Source organism: Vibrio sp. FF145 (assembly GCF_041439075.1).
Lineage (GTDB): Bacteria > Pseudomonadota > Gammaproteobacteria > Enterobacterales > Vibrionaceae > Vibrio > Vibrio tasmaniensis_A.
Genome location: NZ_JBGONH010000012.1, coordinates 75,566 through 93,541, shown reverse-complemented (window position 1 = coordinate 93,541; position 17,976 = coordinate 75,566). Strand labels below are relative to the sequence as shown.

At 44.3% G+C, this 17,976-nt stretch carries 15 protein-coding genes and 2 tRNA genes; 15 read left to right on the top strand and 2 right to left on the bottom strand.

Annotated features, from left to right (window positions below; all coding sequences use genetic code 11):
* Positions 1-106: 106 nt before the first annotated feature.
* The gene (locus ACED42_RS06835; RefSeq protein WP_017097307.1) at positions 107-1,168 is read right to left on the bottom strand and encodes a porin; all 1,062 of its coding nucleotides are present in this window, start codon (positions 1,166-1,168) and stop codon (positions 107-109) included.
* Positions 1,169-1,683: 515 nt separating this feature from the next.
* Between ACED42_RS06835 and greA the strand changes: the two genes are divergently transcribed.
* Positions 1,684-2,157: a transcription elongation factor GreA gene (gene greA / locus ACED42_RS06830; RefSeq protein ID WP_009847549.1), complete on the top strand. Its 474-nt coding sequence runs from the start codon at positions 1,684-1,686 to the stop codon at positions 2,155-2,157.
* Between the two features lie 124 nt (positions 2,158-2,281).
* On the opposite strand, the gene yhbY is transcribed toward greA, so the two are convergent.
* Positions 2,282-2,578, bottom strand: coding sequence for a ribosome assembly RNA-binding protein YhbY (gene yhbY, locus ACED42_RS06825; protein ID WP_004734509.1), 297 nt, complete (start codon positions 2,576-2,578; stop codon positions 2,282-2,284).
* Positions 2,579-2,692: 114 nt separating this feature from the next.
* Between yhbY and rlmE the strand changes: the two genes are divergently transcribed.
* The 14 genes from rlmE to pnp all read left to right on the top strand — a co-directional run bounded on the left by rlmE (position 2,693) and on the right by pnp (position 17,921).
* Complete coding sequence (gene rlmE / locus ACED42_RS06820) at positions 2,693-3,322, top strand: 23S rRNA (uridine(2552)-2'-O)-methyltransferase RlmE (RefSeq protein WP_009847548.1); 630 nt, start codon at positions 2,693-2,695, stop codon at positions 3,320-3,322.
* A 107-nt stretch (positions 3,323-3,429) separates the two neighbouring features.
* Positions 3,430-5,397: an ATP-dependent zinc metalloprotease FtsH gene (gene ftsH / locus ACED42_RS06815; RefSeq protein ID WP_371701933.1), complete on the top strand. Its 1,968-nt coding sequence runs from the start codon at positions 3,430-3,432 to the stop codon at positions 5,395-5,397.
* An 89-nt stretch (positions 5,398-5,486) separates the two neighbouring features.
* Positions 5,487-6,317, top strand: a complete 831-nt coding sequence (gene folP / locus ACED42_RS06810) for a dihydropteroate synthase (protein ID WP_017101804.1) — start codon at positions 5,487-5,489, stop codon at positions 6,315-6,317.
* A gap of 21 nt (positions 6,318-6,338) precedes the next feature.
* Positions 6,339-7,679: a phosphoglucosamine mutase gene (gene glmM / locus ACED42_RS06805; protein WP_371701931.1), complete on the top strand. Its 1,341-nt coding sequence runs from the start codon at positions 6,339-6,341 to the stop codon at positions 7,677-7,679.
* 278 nt (positions 7,680-7,957) lie between these two features.
* Complete coding sequence (secG, locus tag ACED42_RS06800) at positions 7,958-8,290, top strand: preprotein translocase subunit SecG (RefSeq protein WP_009847546.1); 333 nt, start codon at positions 7,958-7,960, stop codon at positions 8,288-8,290.
* Between the two features lie 16 nt (positions 8,291-8,306).
* Positions 8,307-8,391 (top strand) — tRNA-Leu (locus ACED42_RS06795).
* Positions 8,392-8,444: 53 nt separating this feature from the next.
* Positions 8,445-8,521, top strand: a tRNA-Met gene (locus ACED42_RS06790).
* 237 nt (positions 8,522-8,758) lie between these two features.
* The gene (gene rimP / locus ACED42_RS06785) at positions 8,759-9,214 is read left to right on the top strand and encodes a ribosome maturation factor RimP (protein WP_004734501.1); all 456 of its coding nucleotides are present in this window, start codon (positions 8,759-8,761) and stop codon (positions 9,212-9,214) included.
* 35 nt (positions 9,215-9,249) lie between these two features.
* Positions 9,250-10,737, top strand: a complete 1,488-nt coding sequence (nusA, locus tag ACED42_RS06780) for a transcription termination factor NusA (protein WP_009847542.1) — start codon at positions 9,250-9,252, stop codon at positions 10,735-10,737.
* A gap of 22 nt (positions 10,738-10,759) precedes the next feature.
* Positions 10,760-13,450, top strand: coding sequence for a translation initiation factor IF-2 (gene infB / locus ACED42_RS06775; protein ID WP_009847541.1), 2,691 nt, complete (start codon positions 10,760-10,762; stop codon positions 13,448-13,450).
* A 135-nt stretch (positions 13,451-13,585) separates the two neighbouring features.
* Positions 13,586-13,999 (top strand): 30S ribosome-binding factor RbfA, encoded by a 414-nt coding sequence (rbfA, locus tag ACED42_RS06770; RefSeq protein ID WP_009847540.1) that lies wholly within the window; start codon positions 13,586-13,588, stop codon positions 13,997-13,999.
* Positions 13,999-14,952: a tRNA pseudouridine(55) synthase TruB gene (gene truB / locus ACED42_RS06765; RefSeq protein ID WP_012604702.1), complete on the top strand. Its 954-nt coding sequence runs from the start codon at positions 13,999-14,001 to the stop codon at positions 14,950-14,952. Before rbfA ends, truB begins: the two co-directional genes overlap by 1 nt.
* Before the next feature lie 218 nt (positions 14,953-15,170).
* Entirely contained in the window at positions 15,171-15,440 is a 270-nt protein-coding gene (rpsO, locus tag ACED42_RS06760; RefSeq protein ID WP_004734493.1) for a 30S ribosomal protein S15, read from the top strand.
* 360 nt (positions 15,441-15,800) lie between these two features.
* Positions 15,801-17,921 carry a polyribonucleotide nucleotidyltransferase gene (gene pnp, locus ACED42_RS06755; RefSeq protein WP_371701929.1) on the top strand — a complete coding sequence of 707 codons (2,121 nt, stop codon included), beginning with the start codon at positions 15,801-15,803 and terminating at the stop codon, positions 17,919-17,921.
* Positions 17,922-17,976: the final 55 nt, after the last annotated feature.

Sequence of the window (17,976 nt, the reverse complement as noted above, 5' to 3'; positions counted from 1 at the left end):
TGTAGGATCGTTCAACTGATCAGGAAAATGCTTAAATGATCAGTGTTAGCTATAGAGCGGGCGTTTTGATTCTCAATTAACTAATTAATCAATTAGATAATCAGAATTAGAAGTCGTAACGTAGACCTAGAGCTAGCTCGTCTTCAGCTTGTGCTGAAGTTGCAGGTAGGTTAGTACCTTCTGTACCGAACTGGTCACCCGCTGAGATTAGGTTGAAGTTGTACGATACGTAGCCACGGAAGTTAGGCTTGAAGTAGTACGTCGCGTCGATTGCGATATTGTCTGCAGACGTTTCGCCATTAGTTTCAGCGTTGTTGTATGTAGATGAGAATACTGTTTGACCTAGAGTGTAAGCCGCTGCTACTTCGTAACCAGTGTAATCACCGTCGTTCTTAGCAACTTGACCATCTGTGAATACACCAGCGAAGTATAGGTCGCCCATAGTGTAAGAACCCGAAAGCATGTATTCGTCTTGAGCTTCATCACCAGAGTATTGGCTTGCGTAACCAGCACCTAGTTTAACGCCTGTTTCACCGATTGCGTAGATACCAGATAGAGAGTAACCATCAGCGCTGTTGTCACTGTATGATGCTACTTTAGCATTCGCGTTACCATTAGCTTCACTAATAACTTTACCTGATGCATCTAGTTCAGTACGGTCAGCAAAACGGTAGCTTGCTTTAACGCTTAGGTCTTGGAATTGACCTTTGTAAGAAAGCATGTTGTCAGCACGGTCAGCAGCATTGATTTTCATTGCTGCAGAGTTACCGTGGTAAGCCATGATATCGGTAAAGTCAGTGATTACGCCTAGAGCGCCGTCGTTTTTACCGTAAGTTACTTCACCGAATGTACCGCCAAGTCCAGCGTAAGCGTAACGGTTAGTTAGGCTGTCGCTGTTTTTGTCAGTGCCTTCGCCGTTTTCAGCAGTTGTGAATTCGCCTTCGTAGAAACCAACACCGTATAGGCCATCTTGGATTTCAACTTGACCTAGAAAGTTAAGACGGATTCGAGAATTGTCTTGAGCGTTACCATCTTTCATAGATAGACGAGCTTCCGCACGGCCACCCATTTCTAGAGAAGTACCGTCTTGGTTGTATAGTTCTGAAGCGTTAGCACCAGTAGCAAGAGCTGCAGCAGATACAGCAAGCGCGATCATAGTCTTGTTCATGTTATTAATTCCTAATTACTGTCCATAAAGGTATTTATCAAGGATTTGAATCCTTTTTGTGTATTGCTCGTATTAATCAAGCTTCATAATCATGCTTAGAACAAAAGCGTGAAACTTGCCAGAACAATCCGTGGGGTACTTTTTAACCCTAAAGTTCCACCATCAGGTAGTAAAATGATATCAATAAAAATTATGCACACTGTTTTATTGAGTTTGTTGCTATCTAAGTAGTTGATTTTGTGTGGTTTTTATAAAAGTGTGATCTGTGTTTATTTGGTTTATTTTTGTTTTTTTTAGATATTTCATCGCCAACTTATTGATGGTGAGGTTATTATTCATTTTTGTGATGTCTGTAATTTAGACCTAGATAAAGCTTTTATAACGCAAAGTGGAATAAAGGTGATTTAGCCATAAAGTTTGTTTACACTAAGCCAAATCGTTTTGTTTCTATCACCCAATAAGTATGTTGGGTGGATTTATGTTGGCCAAAGAAAGCTTTGGCATAGAGGTAAAAAATGGAAAAGGTTCCAATGACAGTACGTGGCGCTCAGCAGCTACGTGACGAATTAGATCGCCTACTTAAGCTACGTCCTATTATTTCAGCAGCTATTGGTGAAGCTCGTGAACTCGGTGACTTGAAAGAGAACGCTGAATACCACGCAGCTCGTGAGGAGCAGGGTATCTGTGAAGCTCAAATTCGAGATATTGAATATAAGCTATCACTGGCTCAGATCATCGATGTAACGCAGATGGATAACACAGGTAAGATTATCTTTGGCACGACAGTGACTTTGATTGACGTAGATACGGATGAAGAATTCCGCTACCAAATCGTTTCTGAAGATGAAGCCGATATCAAAACGGGTCGCATTTCTGTGAAATCCCCAATTGCACGTGGTCTTATCGGTAAGATGGAAGGCGATGAAGTACTGATCTCTACCCCAGGTGGTGATAAAGACTTCGAAATCGACAAAGTAGAATACATCTAATTGAATTTTCTTTGTTTTTGATAAGTAAAAAGGTCGCTAATGCGACCTTTTTCGTTTCTCACGCTACACTAAAAGCTAAGCGCAGTGGCTTCCTTTTAATGAAGTTAGCTTATATTAAGCTCGCTTACTTGCGTGGAATCTCGATTTTACGTGCTTCTGACTGACGGAACAGTACTAGAACTTTACCGATAGTCTGTACTTTCTCAGCTTTAGATTCACGTACAATTGCATCGATAATCAGTTGCTTAGTCTCACGGTCTTCTGATGCAACTTTAATCTTGATCAGTTCGTGGTGGTCTAGAGCTAATTCGATTTCCGCTAGAACAGCTTCAGTAAGTCCATTTGCGCCCATTAGCACAACAGGTTTTAAACTGTGAGCTAGGCCCTTTAGATGCTGCTTTTGTTTGGTACTTAGGTTCATTACGCGGCCAATTTTATTTAGTATTAGGGTTGAAAAAACCTATTTTAACGCCATCTAAAGCTGAAGACTATAATTTATTCAGCAATTAGTACTTTCCTCCAATTTAGGTATCCAATGAGCAAACAGAAACACTCGGCCAGTTCAGGCCGTTGGTTGAAGGAACACTTCGACGACAAGTACGCAAATGAAGCCAGAAAAAAAGGCTATCGTTCGCGTGCTTATTTCAAAATGGAAGAGATTCAAACGAAAGATAAATTGCTGACTCCAGGGATGACCATTGTGGATTTGGGTGCAGCGCCTGGCGGTTGGTCTCAATATGCTGCTAAGATTATCGGAGACAACGGTCAAATCATTGCGTGTGACTTGTTACCAATGGATCCGATTGCTGGAGTGAGCTTTTTACAAGGCGATTTCCGCGAAGAAGCTGTGCTAGATGCGTTGCTGGAACGTATACAACCAAACATGGTTGATGTCGTGATGTCTGATATGGCACCTAATATAGCAGGCAACAATTCTGTGGATCAGCCAAGAGCTATGTATTTAGTTGAATTAGCTTTGGATATGTGTCGACAAGTTCTAGCTACCAATGGTAGTTTTGTTGTAAAAGTATTCCAAGGCGAAGGGTTTGACCAATATGTTAAGGACGTCCGTGAGATGTTTAAAACAGTCAAAGTTAGAAAACCCGACTCTTCTCGAGCTCGCTCTCGTGAAGTGTTTATCGTAGCAACTGGTTACAAAGGTTAACGATTCTCTTCCAAGAGTGAGAGTTAACAACATGGCTACAGGTTACAAACTGTAGTACCCTACCTTTAATTACAATTAGTTATCGAGAGGCTTACACCTTGAGTGACATGGCAAAAAATTTAATTCTGTGGCTTGTTATCGCGGTAGTGTTGATGTCGGTATTCCAGAGCTTCGGCCCTGGGGAAAGTAACGGCAGAGCAGTAGATTACACCACGTTTGTACAGGAAGTTGGCCAAGGCCAGATTCAAGACGCACAGTTCAATAACAGCGAAATCACTTTCACACGTCGTGGTGGTGGCTCTAAGTATGTAACTTACATGCCTGTTTATGATCAAAAGCTACTTGATGACTTAATTAATCAAAACGTAAAAGTTCAGGGTACACCACCTGAAGAGCAGAGCCTGCTTGGCACTATCTTCATTTCATGGTTCCCAATGATCTTACTGATTGGTGTGTGGATTTTCTTCATGCGTCAAATGCAAGGCGGCGGCGGTAAAGGCGCAATGTCTTTTGGTAAGAGCAAAGCTCGAATGATGAGTGAAGAACAAATCAAAACGATGTTTGCTGATGTTGCTGGTTGTGACGAAGCAAAAGAAGACGTGAAAGAGCTTGTGGATTACCTTCGTGACCCAAGCCGCTTCCAAAAGCTTGGTGGTAAGATCCCGACAGGTATCCTGTTGGTCGGTCCTCCTGGTACGGGTAAGACATTGCTTGCAAAAGCGATTGCTGGTGAAGCTAAAGTACCGTTCTTTACTATCTCTGGTTCTGACTTCGTTGAAATGTTTGTTGGTGTTGGTGCATCTCGTGTGCGTGACATGTTCGAACAAGCGAAGAAAGCAGCGCCTTGTATCATCTTTATCGATGAAATCGATGCGGTAGGTCGTCAACGTGGCGCTGGTGTTGGTGGTGGTCACGATGAACGTGAGCAAACACTTAACCAAATGCTGGTTGAGATGGATGGTTTCGAAGGTAACGAAGGTATTATTGTTATCGCTGCGACTAACCGTCCAGACGTACTAGACCCTGCATTACTTCGTCCTGGTCGTTTTGACCGTCAAGTTGTGGTTGGTCTACCTGATGTACGTGGTCGTGAACAGATTCTTAAAGTACACATGCGTAAAGTGCCACTATCAGGTGATGTTGAACCATCTCTGATTGCTCGTGGTACTCCAGGTTTCTCTGGTGCAGACCTTGCGAACCTTGTTAACGAAGCGGCTCTATTTGCTGCTCGTGGTAACAAACGCAATGTATCTATGGTTGAGTTTGAACTTGCGAAAGACAAAATCATGATGGGTGCAGAGCGCCGTTCAATGGTGATGTCTGAGGAAGTGAAAGAGTCAACGGCTTACCACGAAGCAGGTCACGCAATCGTTGGTCGTTTGGTACCTGAACACGATCCAGTGTACAAAGTATCAATCATCCCACGTGGTCGTGCGCTTGGTGTAACTATGTACTTACCTGAGCAAGACCGCGTAAGCATGTCTCGCCAGCATCTAGAATCAATGATCTCTAGCTTGTACGGTGGTCGTCTTGCTGAAGAGCTTATCTACGGTAAAGACAAAGTTTCGACTGGTGCGTCTAACGATATCGAGCGTGCAACTGATATTGCTCGTAAGATGGTTACGCAGTGGGGCTTCTCTGAAAAACTAGGTCCTCTTCTTTATGCTGAAGAAGAAGGCGAAGTTTTCCTAGGTCGCGGCATGAGCCAAGCGAAACATGTTTCTGACGATACAACTAGATTAATCGATGAAGAAATTCGTATTCTTATCGACCGTAACTATGCTCGTGCGAAACAGATTCTTGAAGAGAACATGGATATCATGCACTCGATGAAAGATGCGCTAATGAAGTTTGAAACGATTGATGCAGGTCAGATTGATGACTTGATGGAACGCAAAGACGACATTCGTGAGCCTGCTGGTTGGGGTGACCAGGCGAAAGCAGAACCTGCAAAGGAAGAAGCTAAACCTGAAGCTAAATCAGAAGAGAAAGCCGAAGCCGAGCCAAAAGCTGAAGAGTCGACAGTTGAAGAAGCTAAATCTGAATCAGATGACGCTCAAAACAAAGATTCTTAATCGCTAAGCTATTAATTAAAACCCTGAGTACGCTCAGGGTTTTTCTGTTTCTAGGCCAAGATATTTTTTACCTTTAAGACCCACCTTCCATGATATTAAAAGCACACAATAAAACGCTCGTTTTAGACCGCCCACATGTGATGGGTATCCTCAATGTTACGCCTGACTCTTTCTCTGATGGCGGAAAATTCAATTCATTAGATAATGCTTTACTGCAAGCAGAGCGAATGATTCAGGCTGGCGTTAGCATTATTGATATTGGTGGTGAGTCGACTCGTCCGGGTGCTCCAGAGGTGTCCTTAAAGGAGGAGTTAGCTCGAGTTATCCCGGCGATTAAAGCGATTCGCGCCAAGTTTGATGTTTGGATCTCGATTGATACCAGCAAAGCTGAGGTGATGCGCCAAGCTGTTGAAGCAGGGGCGGATTTGATCAATGATGTACGCGCACTGCAAGAGCCCGGAGCTCTAGAAGTGGCCGCAGAGGCTAATGTACCTATTTGCTTGATGCACATGAAAGGTCAGCCAAGAACCATGCAAGCCAATCCAAGCTACGAAGATGTTCTAACAGATGTCGAAGACTTTTTACAAGAAAGGGTCGAAGCTTGTGAGGCGGTCGGTATATCAAAAGAGCAGCTGATTCTTGACCCTGGTTTTGGTTTTGGTAAAACCATCGAACACAATTACCATTTATTAGCGCACCTTGAAAAGTTTCATACGCTTGGTTTGCCTGTCTTAGCGGGGATGTCGAGAAAATCGATGATCTTTAAGCTACTAGACAAAGTCCCAGCTGACTGCATGGTCGCTAGCGTTACTTGCGCAACAATCGCAGCAATGAAAGGTGCACAAATTATTCGCGTTCACGATGTTGAAGATACATTGGAAGCGATGAAGATAATCGAAGTGATGAATAACAATCACTAATCATAATTAAGGAAAATCAATATGTCTGATAAAAGACGTTACTTCGGCACAGATGGTGTACGTGGAAAAGTGGGCCAGTACCCAATCACACCTGATTTTGTTTTGAAGCTTGGCTGGGCTGCTGGTCGTGTTCTTGCAAAGCAGGGCACAAAGAAAGTGATCATTGGTAAAGATACTCGTATTTCTGGCTACATGCTTGAGTCTGCTTTAGAAGCTGGCTTAGCTGCTGCTGGTCTTCAAGCCACGTTTACGGGGCCAATGCCGACACCGGCTGTTGCCTACCTAACACAAACTTTCCGTGCTGAAGCGGGAATTGTTATCTCTGCATCGCACAACCCCTTCTATGACAACGGCATCAAGTTCTTCTCGTCTGAAGGTACTAAATTGTCGGATGAGATTGAACTCGCCATCGAAGCTGAGCTAGACAAAGATATCGAGTGCGTGGAATCTTCCGAATTAGGTAAAGCGGTACGCCTAAATGATGCAGCAGGCCGTTATATTGAATTTTGTAAAAGTACATTCCCACACAAAATGACGCTAGCGGGTATGAAAATTGTGGTGGATTGCGCGCATGGTGCGACTTACCACATTGCGCCTGCTGTATTTAAAGAGCTGGGTGCTGAGGTTGTTGCGATTGGTGTGGAGCCAAATGGAACTAACATCAACCACGAAGTCGGTGCGACTGATGTGCGCGCTCTGCAAGCTAAAGTGCTTGAAGAAAAAGCGGCGTTAGGTCTTGGCTTTGATGGTGATGGTGACCGCATCATCATGGTTGACGAGCTAGGCAATAAAGTTGATGGTGACCAAATTGCTTACATTATTGCTCGCGATGCGCTACGTCGTGGTGAGTTGAAAGGCGGCGTTGTTGGTACGCTAATGACCAACCTTGGGATGGAAAACGGCCTTAAGCAGTTAGGTATTCCGTTTGTACGTGCTGCTGTCGGCGACCGTTACGTTATGGAACAACTTCTAGCTAAAGGCTGGAAGATCGGTGCTGAGAATTCGGGGCACGTTATCCTATTAGATAAAGTGACGACAGGTGATGCTATCGTTGCTGCTCTGCAAGTATTGGCCTCAGTTGTCGATAGTGAAATGACACTGAATGAGCTTTCTCAAGGTATGACGTTATACCCTCAAGTTCTAGAAAATGTTCGTTTCAGTGGTGATTCAAACCCACTAGAAGCAGAGGCTGTGAAAGCGGCTGTTATTGAAGTCGAGATGGAACTCGGTGAGAAAGGTCGTGTGCTATTACGCAAATCGGGTACTGAGCCACTACTGCGCGTAATGGTCGAAGGTGAAGATGCTGAACTTGTTCAGAGTTCTGCACTGAAAATTGCTGATGCAGTAAAAGCGAATTGCTAATAAAACGTTTGCCGTAACAGGCGAAGTCGGTCTCACTTGTGGGGGCCGGGTTTTAGTTATGTGATGATTAAAAAGGGACGCAAATGAGTTTTGTGTCCCTTTTGCCCTTTTTTTGACCACTTGCTTGGTAAAGGCTTATTTTTTAGTAAATTCCCCTTGTCAGTCATCGTCGCATTCGCTAGTATTGCTCGGCCTTCAGTTAGGAGGTCGCTAGCCTTGTTCTTAAAAATAGTTTTTTGAACGGCGCTGGCTCAACAATTAGGAACATAGGTGGAAAAATGTTTACAGTTCTACTTGTGATTTACCTGTTGGCAGCGCTTGGTGTAATTGGCCTAGTGTTGATTCAACAAGGTAAAGGCGCAGATATGGGAGCCTCTTTCGGTGCTGGCGCTTCAAACACTGTGTTTGGTGCTGGTGGCTCAGGAAATTTCCTTACCCGAATGACTGCAATTTTTGCAACTACATTTTTTATCCTTAGCTTAGTGCTTGGTAATATGTCTACACATAAAACTGAGTCACAGTGGATTGACCCGACTCAAGGTCAGGTGATTCAACAAGCTGAAGATGCAGTGAGTGAAGTTCCGGCGCAAGGCGACGAAATTCCACAATAATCTGTAAAGATTTGATGCCGAGATGGTGAAATTGGTAGACACGCTAGCATGAGGTGCTAGTGCCTTAGGGTGTGAGGGTTCGAGTCCCTCTCTCGGCACCATGTTTACAAACTTGTAAAACATCTTGTTGGGCGTATAATGCTCACAAGTCGGACGCGGGATGGAGCAGTTTGGTAGCTCGTCGGGCTCATAACCCGAAGGTCGTCGGTTCAAATCCGGCTCCCGCAACCAATTTCAATGCTATTATATAGCTTGTATTGGTAGCAAGTTTGCACAGTGTGAACCTCACTGTGAGTTAAGTGTGATATCAAATATGATGACACTTAACATATAAGGGTCCAGCAACAAAAACCCCGGCTTATACGGGGTTTTTTGTTATCTAAGCATTTATAAATGCATTTAGATGATAATGTTTGCTTGGAATTTAAATTGGGCTTTGAGCCCTTTTTTTGTTTCTGGAGTGGTTAAATGACTGGTTTAGAAAGACAACTTACTGAAATGCTTGACGCTCCAGTAGCAGCATCAGGTTATGAGTTAGTTGGATTAGAATTTATTCGTGCTGGTGAGCACTCAACGCTACGCATTTACATCGATTCACCAAATGGTATCAATGTAGATGATTGCTCTGAAGTTAGTCACCAAGTAAGTGCCGTAATGGACGTTGAAGATCCAATTTCAGTGGCTTATAACCTTGAAGTGTCTTCACCAGGTTTAGAGAGACCACTGTTCAAAGCTGAGCATTACCAACAATTTATTGGTCACGAGGTAAGCATCGTTTTGAAAATGGCTGTCGGCAACCGTCGTAAATGGAAAGGTGATATCCAATCTATCGAAGGCGAGACAGTGAAAGTATTGGTTGAAGGACAAGAAGAAGAATTCGTCCTGAGCAATATTGCGAAAGCTAACCTGATCCCTAAATTTTAGTTCTCCTAGAGAGAAGAGCTTAAGAGGCTAGATTAATGAACAAAGAAATTTTGGCGGTAGTAGAAGCTGTTTCTAATGAGAAAGCAGTTCCTCGTGAGCGTATTTTTGAAGCGCTTGAAATCGCGCTTGCAACGGCAACAAAAAAGAAAAGCGAACTAGAAATCGAAGTTCGTGTTGAGATTGACCGTAAAACGGGTAATTTCGAAACTTTCCGCCGTTGGGAAGCTGTTGAGGAAGTTGAATTCCCAACAAAAGAAATCTCTATTGAAGCTGCAAAGTACGATGATCCAGAGATCGAACTTGGCGGTTTCATTGAAGATGATATCGAATCAGTAACGTTTGACCGTATTACGACTCAAACAGCTAAGCAAGTTATCGTACAGAAAGTACGTGAAGCTGAACGCGCTCAAATCGTTGAACAGTTTATTGATAACGAAGGCGAGCTAGTCACTGGCGCAGTTAAGAAAGTTAACCGTGACACAGTGATTCTAGATCTAGGTAACAACGCTGAAGCGGTAATCCTTCGTGATGACCAACTTCCTCGTGAAAACTTCCGTCCAGGTGACCGTGTTCGTGGTCTTCTATACGCAGTTAAGCCAGAAGCTCGTGGTTTCCAGCTTTTTGTTACTCGTTCTAAGCCAGAAATGCTAGCTGAACTATTCCGTGTTGAAGTGCCTGAGATTGGTGAAGAGCTAATTGAACTTAAAGGTGCTGCACGTGACGCTGGTTCTCGTGCTAAAATCGCCGTTAAAACAAACGACAAACGTATTGACCCTGTTGGTGCGTGTGTTGGTATGCGTGGCGCACGTGTACAAGCTGTATCTAACGACCTTGGCGGTGAGCGTATCGATATCGTGCTTTGGGATGATAACCCGGCGCAATTCGTTATCAATGCAATGGCTCCTGCTGATGTTGCTTCTATCATCGTTGATGAAGATACGCACTCAATGGACATCGCGGTTGAAGCTGACAATCTAGCGCAAGCTATCGGTCGTAGCGGTCAAAATGTACGTCTAGCGTCTCAACTTACTGGTTGGGAACTGAACGTAATGACTGTTGCTGATCTAGAGAAGAAGCACCAAGAAGAAGCAGTTGCTTCTATTGAAAACTTCATGAAGCACCTAGATATCGAAGAAGACTTTGCTCAAATGCTTGTTGAAGAAGGCTTCTCTACGCTTGAAGAAGTAGCCTACGTTCCTGTGAACGAGCTTCTTGAAGTAGATGGTCTAGATGAAGGTATCGTTGAAGAATTGCGTAACCGCGCGAAAGACGCACTGACAACTCTAGCGCTAGCGAAAGAAGAAACTTTCGATGGTGTTGAGCCAGCTGAAGACCTACTTGCACTTGAAGGTCTTGAGCGTGAAATGGCTTACAAGCTAGCAGCAAAAGGCGTTGCGACATTGGAAGACCTAGCTGACCAAGGCGTTGATGAACTAGAAGGCATCGAAGACCTAACTGCAGAGCGTGCAGGCGAGCTAATTATGGCTGCGCGTAACATCTGTTGGTTCGGCGACGAAGAATAATTCAGCAAGGAGAGAGAGCGGTATGACACAATTAACAGTTAAAGCACTGAGTGAAGAGATTGGTACGCCAGTTGACCGCTTAATTGAACAACTTGCTGATGCAGGCATGAAGAAAGCAGGGTCGGACCAAGTGACTGATTCAGAGAAGCAAACATTGCTAACGCACCTTAAAAAGGAGCACGGCGATACTTCTGGTGAAACAGAACCGACTCGTTTAACTCTTCAACGCAAGACCCGCAGCACGCTAAGTGTTGCCGCTGGAGGCGGTAAGAGTAAGGATGTTCAAGTTGAGGTACGTAAAAAGCGTACTTACGTGAAGCGCAGCACTATTGAAGATGAAGCGAAACGTGAAGCTGAGGAAGTAGCTAATCGTGAAGCGGAAGAGAAAGCACAACGCGATGCTGAAGAGCAAGCGAAACGTGATGCTGCAGAGAAAGCACAGCGCGAAGCCGAAGCAAAAGTAACACGTGAAGCGGATGCAAAACGTGAAGCTGAAGAGAAGGCTCAACGCGCACAAGCTGAAAAGGCTAAAAAAGACATGAATTCAAAAAATGCAGACGCTAACGCACAAGCGAAAAAAGAAGCGGATGAACTTAAAGCTCGTCAAGAGCAAGAAGCAACTCGTAAAGCCGAAGCTGAAGCAGCTAAGCTTGTTGAAGAAGCTCGTAAGTTAGCAGAAGAGAACCAAGAACGTTGGTCTGAAGAAGAGAAGAAGAAGAAAGAGCAAGAGAAATCTGCGGATTACCATGTGACGACTTCTACTTACGCTCGTGAAGCTGAAGATGCGGCAGACAAAAAAGATGAGAAAGCACCTCGTCGTCGCAAGAAGAAACCAGCTCCAGCAACTCAACCTGGCAATAACCGTGGTGGTCGTAACCAACGTGGTCGTGGCGGTAAAGGTAAGCTTGCTAAACCAACTTCAATGCAGCAAGGCTTCGATAAGTCAGCGACTGTTGCAAAATCTGACGTTGCTATCGGCGAAACTATCGTTGTTTCTGAACTGGCTAGCAAAATGTCAGTTAAAGCAACTGAAGTTATCAAAGTAATGATGAAGATGGGCGCTATGGCGACTATCAACCAAGTGATCGACCAAGAAACAGCACAACTTGTTGCTGAAGAAATGGGTCACAAGGTAATCCTACGTAAAGAAAACGAACTTGAAGAAGCAGTACTCGCTGACCGTGATAGCGATGCTATCGCTGAAGGTCGTGCTCCTGTTGTTACTATCATGGGTCACGTTGACCACGGTAAAACTTCAACACTTGACTACATTCGTAAAGCACACGTTGCTTCTGGCGAAGCTGGCGGTATCACGCAGCACATTGGTGCTTACCACGTAGATACTGACAACGGCATGATCACGTTCCTTGATACTCCTGGACACGCGGCCTTTACTGCTATGCGTGCTCGTGGTGCTCAAGCGACAGATATCGTTGTACTTGTTGTTGCTGCAGACGATGGCGTAATGCCACAAACAATTGAAGCAATCCAGCACGCGAAAGCGGCAGGCGTTCCTCTGATTGTTGCTGTGAACAAGATCGACAAAGAGGGTGCAAACCCAGACAACGTTAAGAATGAGCTAGCTCAATACGACGTTATCCCTGAAGAATGGGGCGGTGAGAACATCTTCGTTCACATCTCTGCAAAACAGGGTACAAACATTGATGGTCTTCTAGAGTCTATCCTTCTTCAGTCTGAAGTTCTTGAGCTTACAGCGGTTAAAGAAGGTATGGCATCTGGTGTTGTTGTTGAATCTCGTCTTGATAAAGGTCGCGGTCCAGTTGCAACAGTACTAGTACAGTCTGGTACTCTAAACAAAGGCGATATCGTTCTTTGTGGCCAAGAGTACGGCCGTGTTCGTGCAATGCGTGATGAAAACGGTAAAGACATCGAAACTGCAGGTCCATCTATCCCTGTAGAAATTCTAGGTCTTTCTGGCGTTCCTGCTTCAGGTGATGAAGCGACTGTTGTACGTGATGAGCGTAAAGCTCGTGAAGTTGCAAACTACCGTCAAGGTAAATTCCGTGATGTTAAACTAGCTCGCCAACAAAAAGCGAAACTAGAGAACATGTTCGCGAACATGACGGCAGGCGAAGTTGCTGAACTTAACGTTGTACTTAAAGCTGACGTTCAAGGTTCTGTAGAAGCGATTGCTGACTCTCTACTGAAACTGTCAACTGACGAAGTTAAAGTGAACATCGTAGGTTCTGGTGTTGGTGGTATTACTGAAACTGACGCAACGCTTGCTGCAGCTTCTAACGCTATCATCCTTGGTTTCAACGTTCGTGCTGACGCAACTGCGCGTAATACAGTTCAGAACGAAAACTTAGATCTACGTTACTACTCAATCATCTACCAACTGATTGACGAAGTTAAACAGGCAATGGGCGGTATGCTTGCTCCTGAATTCCGTCAAGAAATCATTGGTCTTGCACAAGTTCGTGACGTATTTAAGTCGCCTAAACTTGGTGCAATCGCTGGTTGTATCGTTACTGAAGGTACGATTAAGCGTAGCAACCCAATCCGTGTACTTCGTGAAAACGTTGTTATCTACGAAGGTGAACTAGAGTCACTTCGTCGCTTTAAAGATGACGTTCAAGAAGTTAAGAATGGTTACGAGTGTGGTGTTGGCGTTAAGAACTACAACGACGTTCGCGTTGGTGACCAGATCGAAGTATTCGAAATCGTTGAGGTTAAACGTACTCTAGACTAATCAGTCTGTACGACTCGACATATTGACTAAGGTTACTAACATTACTAATAAAGGTAATAAGGTAATCGGTTGTTGAATACACCATGGGGGGCTGGTAATTACCAAGCCCCCCATCTTTCTAAGTGAGAAAAGAAAATGTCAAAAGAATTTAGCCGCACACAACGTGTGTCTCAGCAGCTTCAAAAAGAGCTTGCGCTTATCCTACAACGTGAAGTTCGTGACTCACGTATCGGTATGGTAACTATCTCAGACGTAGAAGTGTCTCGTGACCTTGCTTACGCAAAAGTGTTCGTTACTTTCCTATGTATCGGTGAGCAAACACCTGAATCATGTCTTGCTGCTCTTAAAGAGCATGAAGTGCCAGTTCGTATGGCTCTTGGTAAGCGTATTCGTCACCGTCTAACGCCTGAAGTGCGTTTTACTTACGACAACACACTAGTAGAAGGCATGCGTATGTCTAACTTAGTAAGTGAAGTTTTAAACGACGATAAGCGTAAGCAAGAAGAGTCTGGCCGCACTGACGAAACTCAGTCTAAGGGCGAAGAGTAATGGCTCGCCGTCGTAAAGGTCGCCCTATCAACGGGGTAATTCTGTTAGATAAGCCAACGGGCATTTCGTCTAATGATGCACTGCAAAAAGTAAAACGTATTTACTTTGCAGAGAAGGCAGGGCACACCGGTGCTCTTGATCCTCTTGCGACTGGCATGCTGCCAATTTGTCTTGGTGAAGCAACGAAGTTTTCTCAGTTTCTATTAGATTCTGACAAGCGCTACGTAGTAATCGCTAAGCTTGGTGAGCGTACCAATACCTCTGACTCTGATGGTGAAGTGGTAGAGACACGAGATGTTAACGTGACTCAAGAGCAACTTGAACGCTGCATTGCAAGCTTCAAAGGGGAAACCGACCAGATTCCATCAATGTTCTCAGCATTGAAGTATCAAGGTAAGCCTTTGTATGAATACGCACGTGCAGGTATCGAGGTGCCTCGTGAATCTCGTAAAATCACTGTTTACTCTATTGAACTGCTTCGCTTTGAAGGTGATGAAGTTGAGATGGAAGTGCATTGTTCAAAAGGCACTTACATCCGCACAATTACCGATGATCTTGGTGAAATGCTAGGTTGTGGTGCCCACGTGACCATGCTTCGCCGTACTGGTGTTGCTAAGTATCCGTACGATCGTATGGTGACTTTGGAGCAGTTGAACGAGATCCTAGAGCAAGCGCAGGCGCAAGAAATTGCACCCAAAGAGCTGCTTGATCCACTATTAATGCCAATGGATACAGCCGTTGAAGACTTACCAGAAGTTAACTTAAACGCGGAACTGACTGATCTAGTTCAGCACGGTATGCCCGTTCAGGTTTCTGGTGCGCCGACTGAAGGTACGGTTCGCATGACAAGTGGTGAAGAGAAACTGTTTGTTGGTGTTGCTCAGATTGCTGAAGATGGCCGAGTTGCACCGAAGCGTTTGGTTGTTTTCAGAGATGAAGAGCCACAAGCATAACGCTGAAACCTAGTTAGGTGTTGGCGCTTAGCCTGGAAAAGCGAATCAATAATATAGAAAGCGAGCCCTTAATTTTAATGGTTCGCTTTTTTCGTTTTTCATTAGTTCGATTGTTATTGCACCAATTCGTAAACTTCCCTATAATCCTCGGCTCGCGTAGCGGCTGAATCAGAGATTGGCTGCTACAAATATAAACTTACTCTTATCAGGAGAGATTTATGTCTCTGAATGCAGAAACTAAAGCAGCAATCGTTGCAGAATACGCACAATCTGAAGGCGACACAGGTTCACCAGAAGTACAAGTAGCACTACTTACTGCTTCTATCAACCACCTACAAGGTCACTTCAAAGCGCACAAACACGATCACCACAGCCGTCGTGGTCTATTACGTATGGTTTCTAGCCGTCGTAAGCTTCTTGATTACTTGAAAGGCAAAAACCTTACTCGTTACCAAGACCTAATCAAGCGTCTAGGCCTACGTCGCTAATAGCGATGTCTGCAAAGACAGTTTGAAGAAAAGGAGCATTTATGCTCCTTTTTTTGTGCCTGTTATATTTTTAATGTTAAAAATGAAGGTTCTCTGTGCGGTTAACCTGATTTTTAATCGTGAAAATGTCTCTTACCAAGAAAATAGTTTATACTCTCGCACGCGAATAATTGTTTGATTATTTCGCACCCTAATTAGCTCAACAATAACAGTCACAGATGTCGGCCAATAGGTCGCGACTATTAAAAGCAGATGTTTAGTCTGATTGAACTTCTCGTCTTTTTTTACTAGTCGCGATTAGTTATTGCTGAGCATTCATTCACTTATTCTGAAAAGAGATTTTCAGATGAAGGATATACAATGTTTGAAAAACCAGTTGTAAAGTCATTCCAGTACGGTAACCACACCGTTACTCTAGAAACGGGCGTAATGGCACGTCAAGCTACTGCTGCTGTAATGGCGACTATGGACGATACATCAGTATTCGTTTCTGTTGTTGCTAAAAAAGAAGCTGTTGCAGGTCAAGATTTCTTCCCTCTAACAGTTAACTACCAAGAGCGTACATACGCTGCGGGTAAAATTCCCGGTGGTTTCTTCAAGCGCGAAGGTCGTCCATCTGAAGGCGAAACGTTAACAGCTCGTCTGATTGACCGTCCAATTCGTCCACTTTTCCCAAGTGCGTTTAAAAACGAAGTTCAAGTTATCGCTACGGTTGTTTCTATCAACTCTGACGTAAACCCAGACATGATCACTATGATCGCAACGTCTGCTGCACTTGCTATCTCTGGTGCTCCATTCAATGGTCCTATCGGTGCTGCACGTGTTGGTCACATCGACGGCGAACTTGTTCTTAACCCATCAAATACTGAGCTTGAAAACTCTAAACTAGACCTAGTTGTGTCTGGTACAGAAGGCGCAGTACTTATGGTTGAATCTGAAGCAGATAACCTATCTGAAGAAGAAATGCTTTCAGCTGTTGTTTACGGTCACGACCAACAACAAGTTGTAATCAAAGCAATCAACGAGTTTGCTGCTGAAGTTGCAACTCCATCTTGGAACTGGGAAGCGCCAGCAGTTAACACTGAGCTTAAAGCTCAAGTTGCTGAACTTGCTGAAACTCGTCTATCTGACGCGTACCAGATCACTGAGAAAATGGCTCGTTACGAGCAAGTTGGCGCAATCAAGAACGACACTGTTGAAGCTCTAATTGCACAAGACGAAAACCTAGATGAGCGCGAAATCCGCGGCATGCTTGGTTCTCTAGAGAAAAACGTAGTACGTAGCCGCATCATTGCTGGCAACCCACGTATCGATGGCCGTGAAAAAGACATGGTTCGTGCGCTAGACGTACGTACTGGTGTTCTTCCACGTACACACGGTTCTTCTCTATTCACTCGTGGTGAAACTCAAGCACTTGTTACTGCAACGCTTGGTACACAACGTGATGCACAAATCATCGACAGCCTAATGGGTGAGAAGAAAGACAACTTCCTTCTACACTACAACTTCCCTCCATACTGTGTAGGTGAGACTGGTTTCGTTGGTTCTCCTAAGCGTCGTGAAATTGGTCACGGTAAGCTTGCTAAGCGTGGTATCCAAGCAGTAATGCCTTCTGTTGACGAATTCCCATACACAGTTCGTGTTGTATCGGAAATCACAGAATCTAACGGTTCTTCTTCAATGGCTTCTGTATGTGGTACATCTCTAGCTCTTATGGATGCTGGTGTTCCAATCAAAGCTTCTGTTGCGGGTATCGCAATGGGTCTTGTTAAAGAAGGCGACGATTTCGTAGTTCTTTCTGACATCCTTGGCGACGAAGATCACCTAGGTGATATGGACTTTAAAGTAGCAGGTACTAACGCTGGTATCACTGCACTTCAAATGGACATCAAGATCGAAGGTATCACTAAAGAGATCATGCAAATTGCTCTTAACCAAGCGCAAGGTGCACGTAAGCACATCCTTTCTGTAATGGATGAAGCTATCTCAGGTGCTCGTGAAGATATCTCTGAATTCGCTCCACGTATCCACACAATGAAAATCAGCTCTGATAAGATCAAAGATGTTATCGGTAAAGGCGGCGCAGTTATCCGTGCTCTTTGTGAAGAAACGGGTACTACAATCGAAATCGAAGACGATGGCACAATCAAGATTGCTGCTACTGAAGGCGCAGCTGCTAAAGAAGCTATCCGTCGTATCGAAGAGATCACTGCTGAAGTTGAAGTTGGCCGCATTTACCAAGGTAAAGTTGCTCGTCTAGCTGACTTCGGTGCATTCGTTACTATCCTTCCAGGTAAAGATGGTCTAGTACACATCTCTCAAATCGCTGATAAGCGCGTTGAGAAAGTGTCTGACTACCTAACTGAAGGTCAAGAAGTACCAGTTAAGGTTCTTGAAATTGACCGTCAAGGCCGTGTACGTCTAAGCATGAAAGAAGCAGTTGAGACGCCAGCTGAAGGCGAAGCACCTGCTGCTGAGTAATTCTTAGCCTATTAATGGGACTATCGCTTTTTAGTGATTTCTAACCCATTGGTAA

Excerpts from the sequence above, each read along its gene's own strand:
- secG (WP_009847546.1), top strand. The coding sequence starts at position 7,958 with ATGTTTACAGTTCTACTTGTGATTTACCTGTTGGCAGCGCTTGGTGTA.
- rlmE (WP_009847548.1), top strand. The coding sequence starts at position 2,693 with ATGAGCAAACAGAAACACTCGGCCAGTTCAGGCCGTTGGTTGAAGGAA.
- ftsH (WP_371701933.1), top strand. The coding sequence starts at position 3,430 with ATGGCAAAAAATTTAATTCTGTGGCTTGTTATCGCGGTAGTGTTGATG.
- glmM (WP_371701931.1), top strand. The coding sequence starts at position 6,339 with ATGTCTGATAAAAGACGTTACTTCGGCACAGATGGTGTACGTGGAAAA.
- folP (WP_017101804.1), top strand. The coding sequence starts at position 5,487 with ATGATATTAAAAGCACACAATAAAACGCTCGTTTTAGACCGCCCACAT.
- ACED42_RS06835 (WP_017097307.1), bottom strand. The coding sequence starts at position 1,168 with ATGAACAAGACTATGATCGCGCTTGCTGTATCTGCTGCAGCTCTTGCT.
- infB (WP_009847541.1), top strand. The coding sequence starts at position 10,760 with ATGACACAATTAACAGTTAAAGCACTGAGTGAAGAGATTGGTACGCCA.
- greA (WP_009847549.1), top strand. The coding sequence starts at position 1,684 with ATGGAAAAGGTTCCAATGACAGTACGTGGCGCTCAGCAGCTACGTGAC.
- rimP (WP_004734501.1), top strand. The coding sequence starts at position 8,759 with ATGACTGGTTTAGAAAGACAACTTACTGAAATGCTTGACGCTCCAGTA.
- yhbY (WP_004734509.1), bottom strand. The coding sequence starts at position 2,578 with ATGAACCTAAGTACCAAACAAAAGCAGCATCTAAAGGGCCTAGCTCAC.
- nusA (WP_009847542.1), top strand. The coding sequence starts at position 9,250 with ATGAACAAAGAAATTTTGGCGGTAGTAGAAGCTGTTTCTAATGAGAAA.
- truB (WP_012604702.1), top strand. The coding sequence starts at position 13,999 with ATGGCTCGCCGTCGTAAAGGTCGCCCTATCAACGGGGTAATTCTGTTA.
- rpsO (WP_004734493.1), top strand. The coding sequence starts at position 15,171 with ATGTCTCTGAATGCAGAAACTAAAGCAGCAATCGTTGCAGAATACGCA.
- rbfA (WP_009847540.1), top strand. The coding sequence starts at position 13,586 with ATGTCAAAAGAATTTAGCCGCACACAACGTGTGTCTCAGCAGCTTCAA.
- pnp (WP_371701929.1), top strand. The coding sequence starts at position 15,801 with ATGTTTGAAAAACCAGTTGTAAAGTCATTCCAGTACGGTAACCACACC.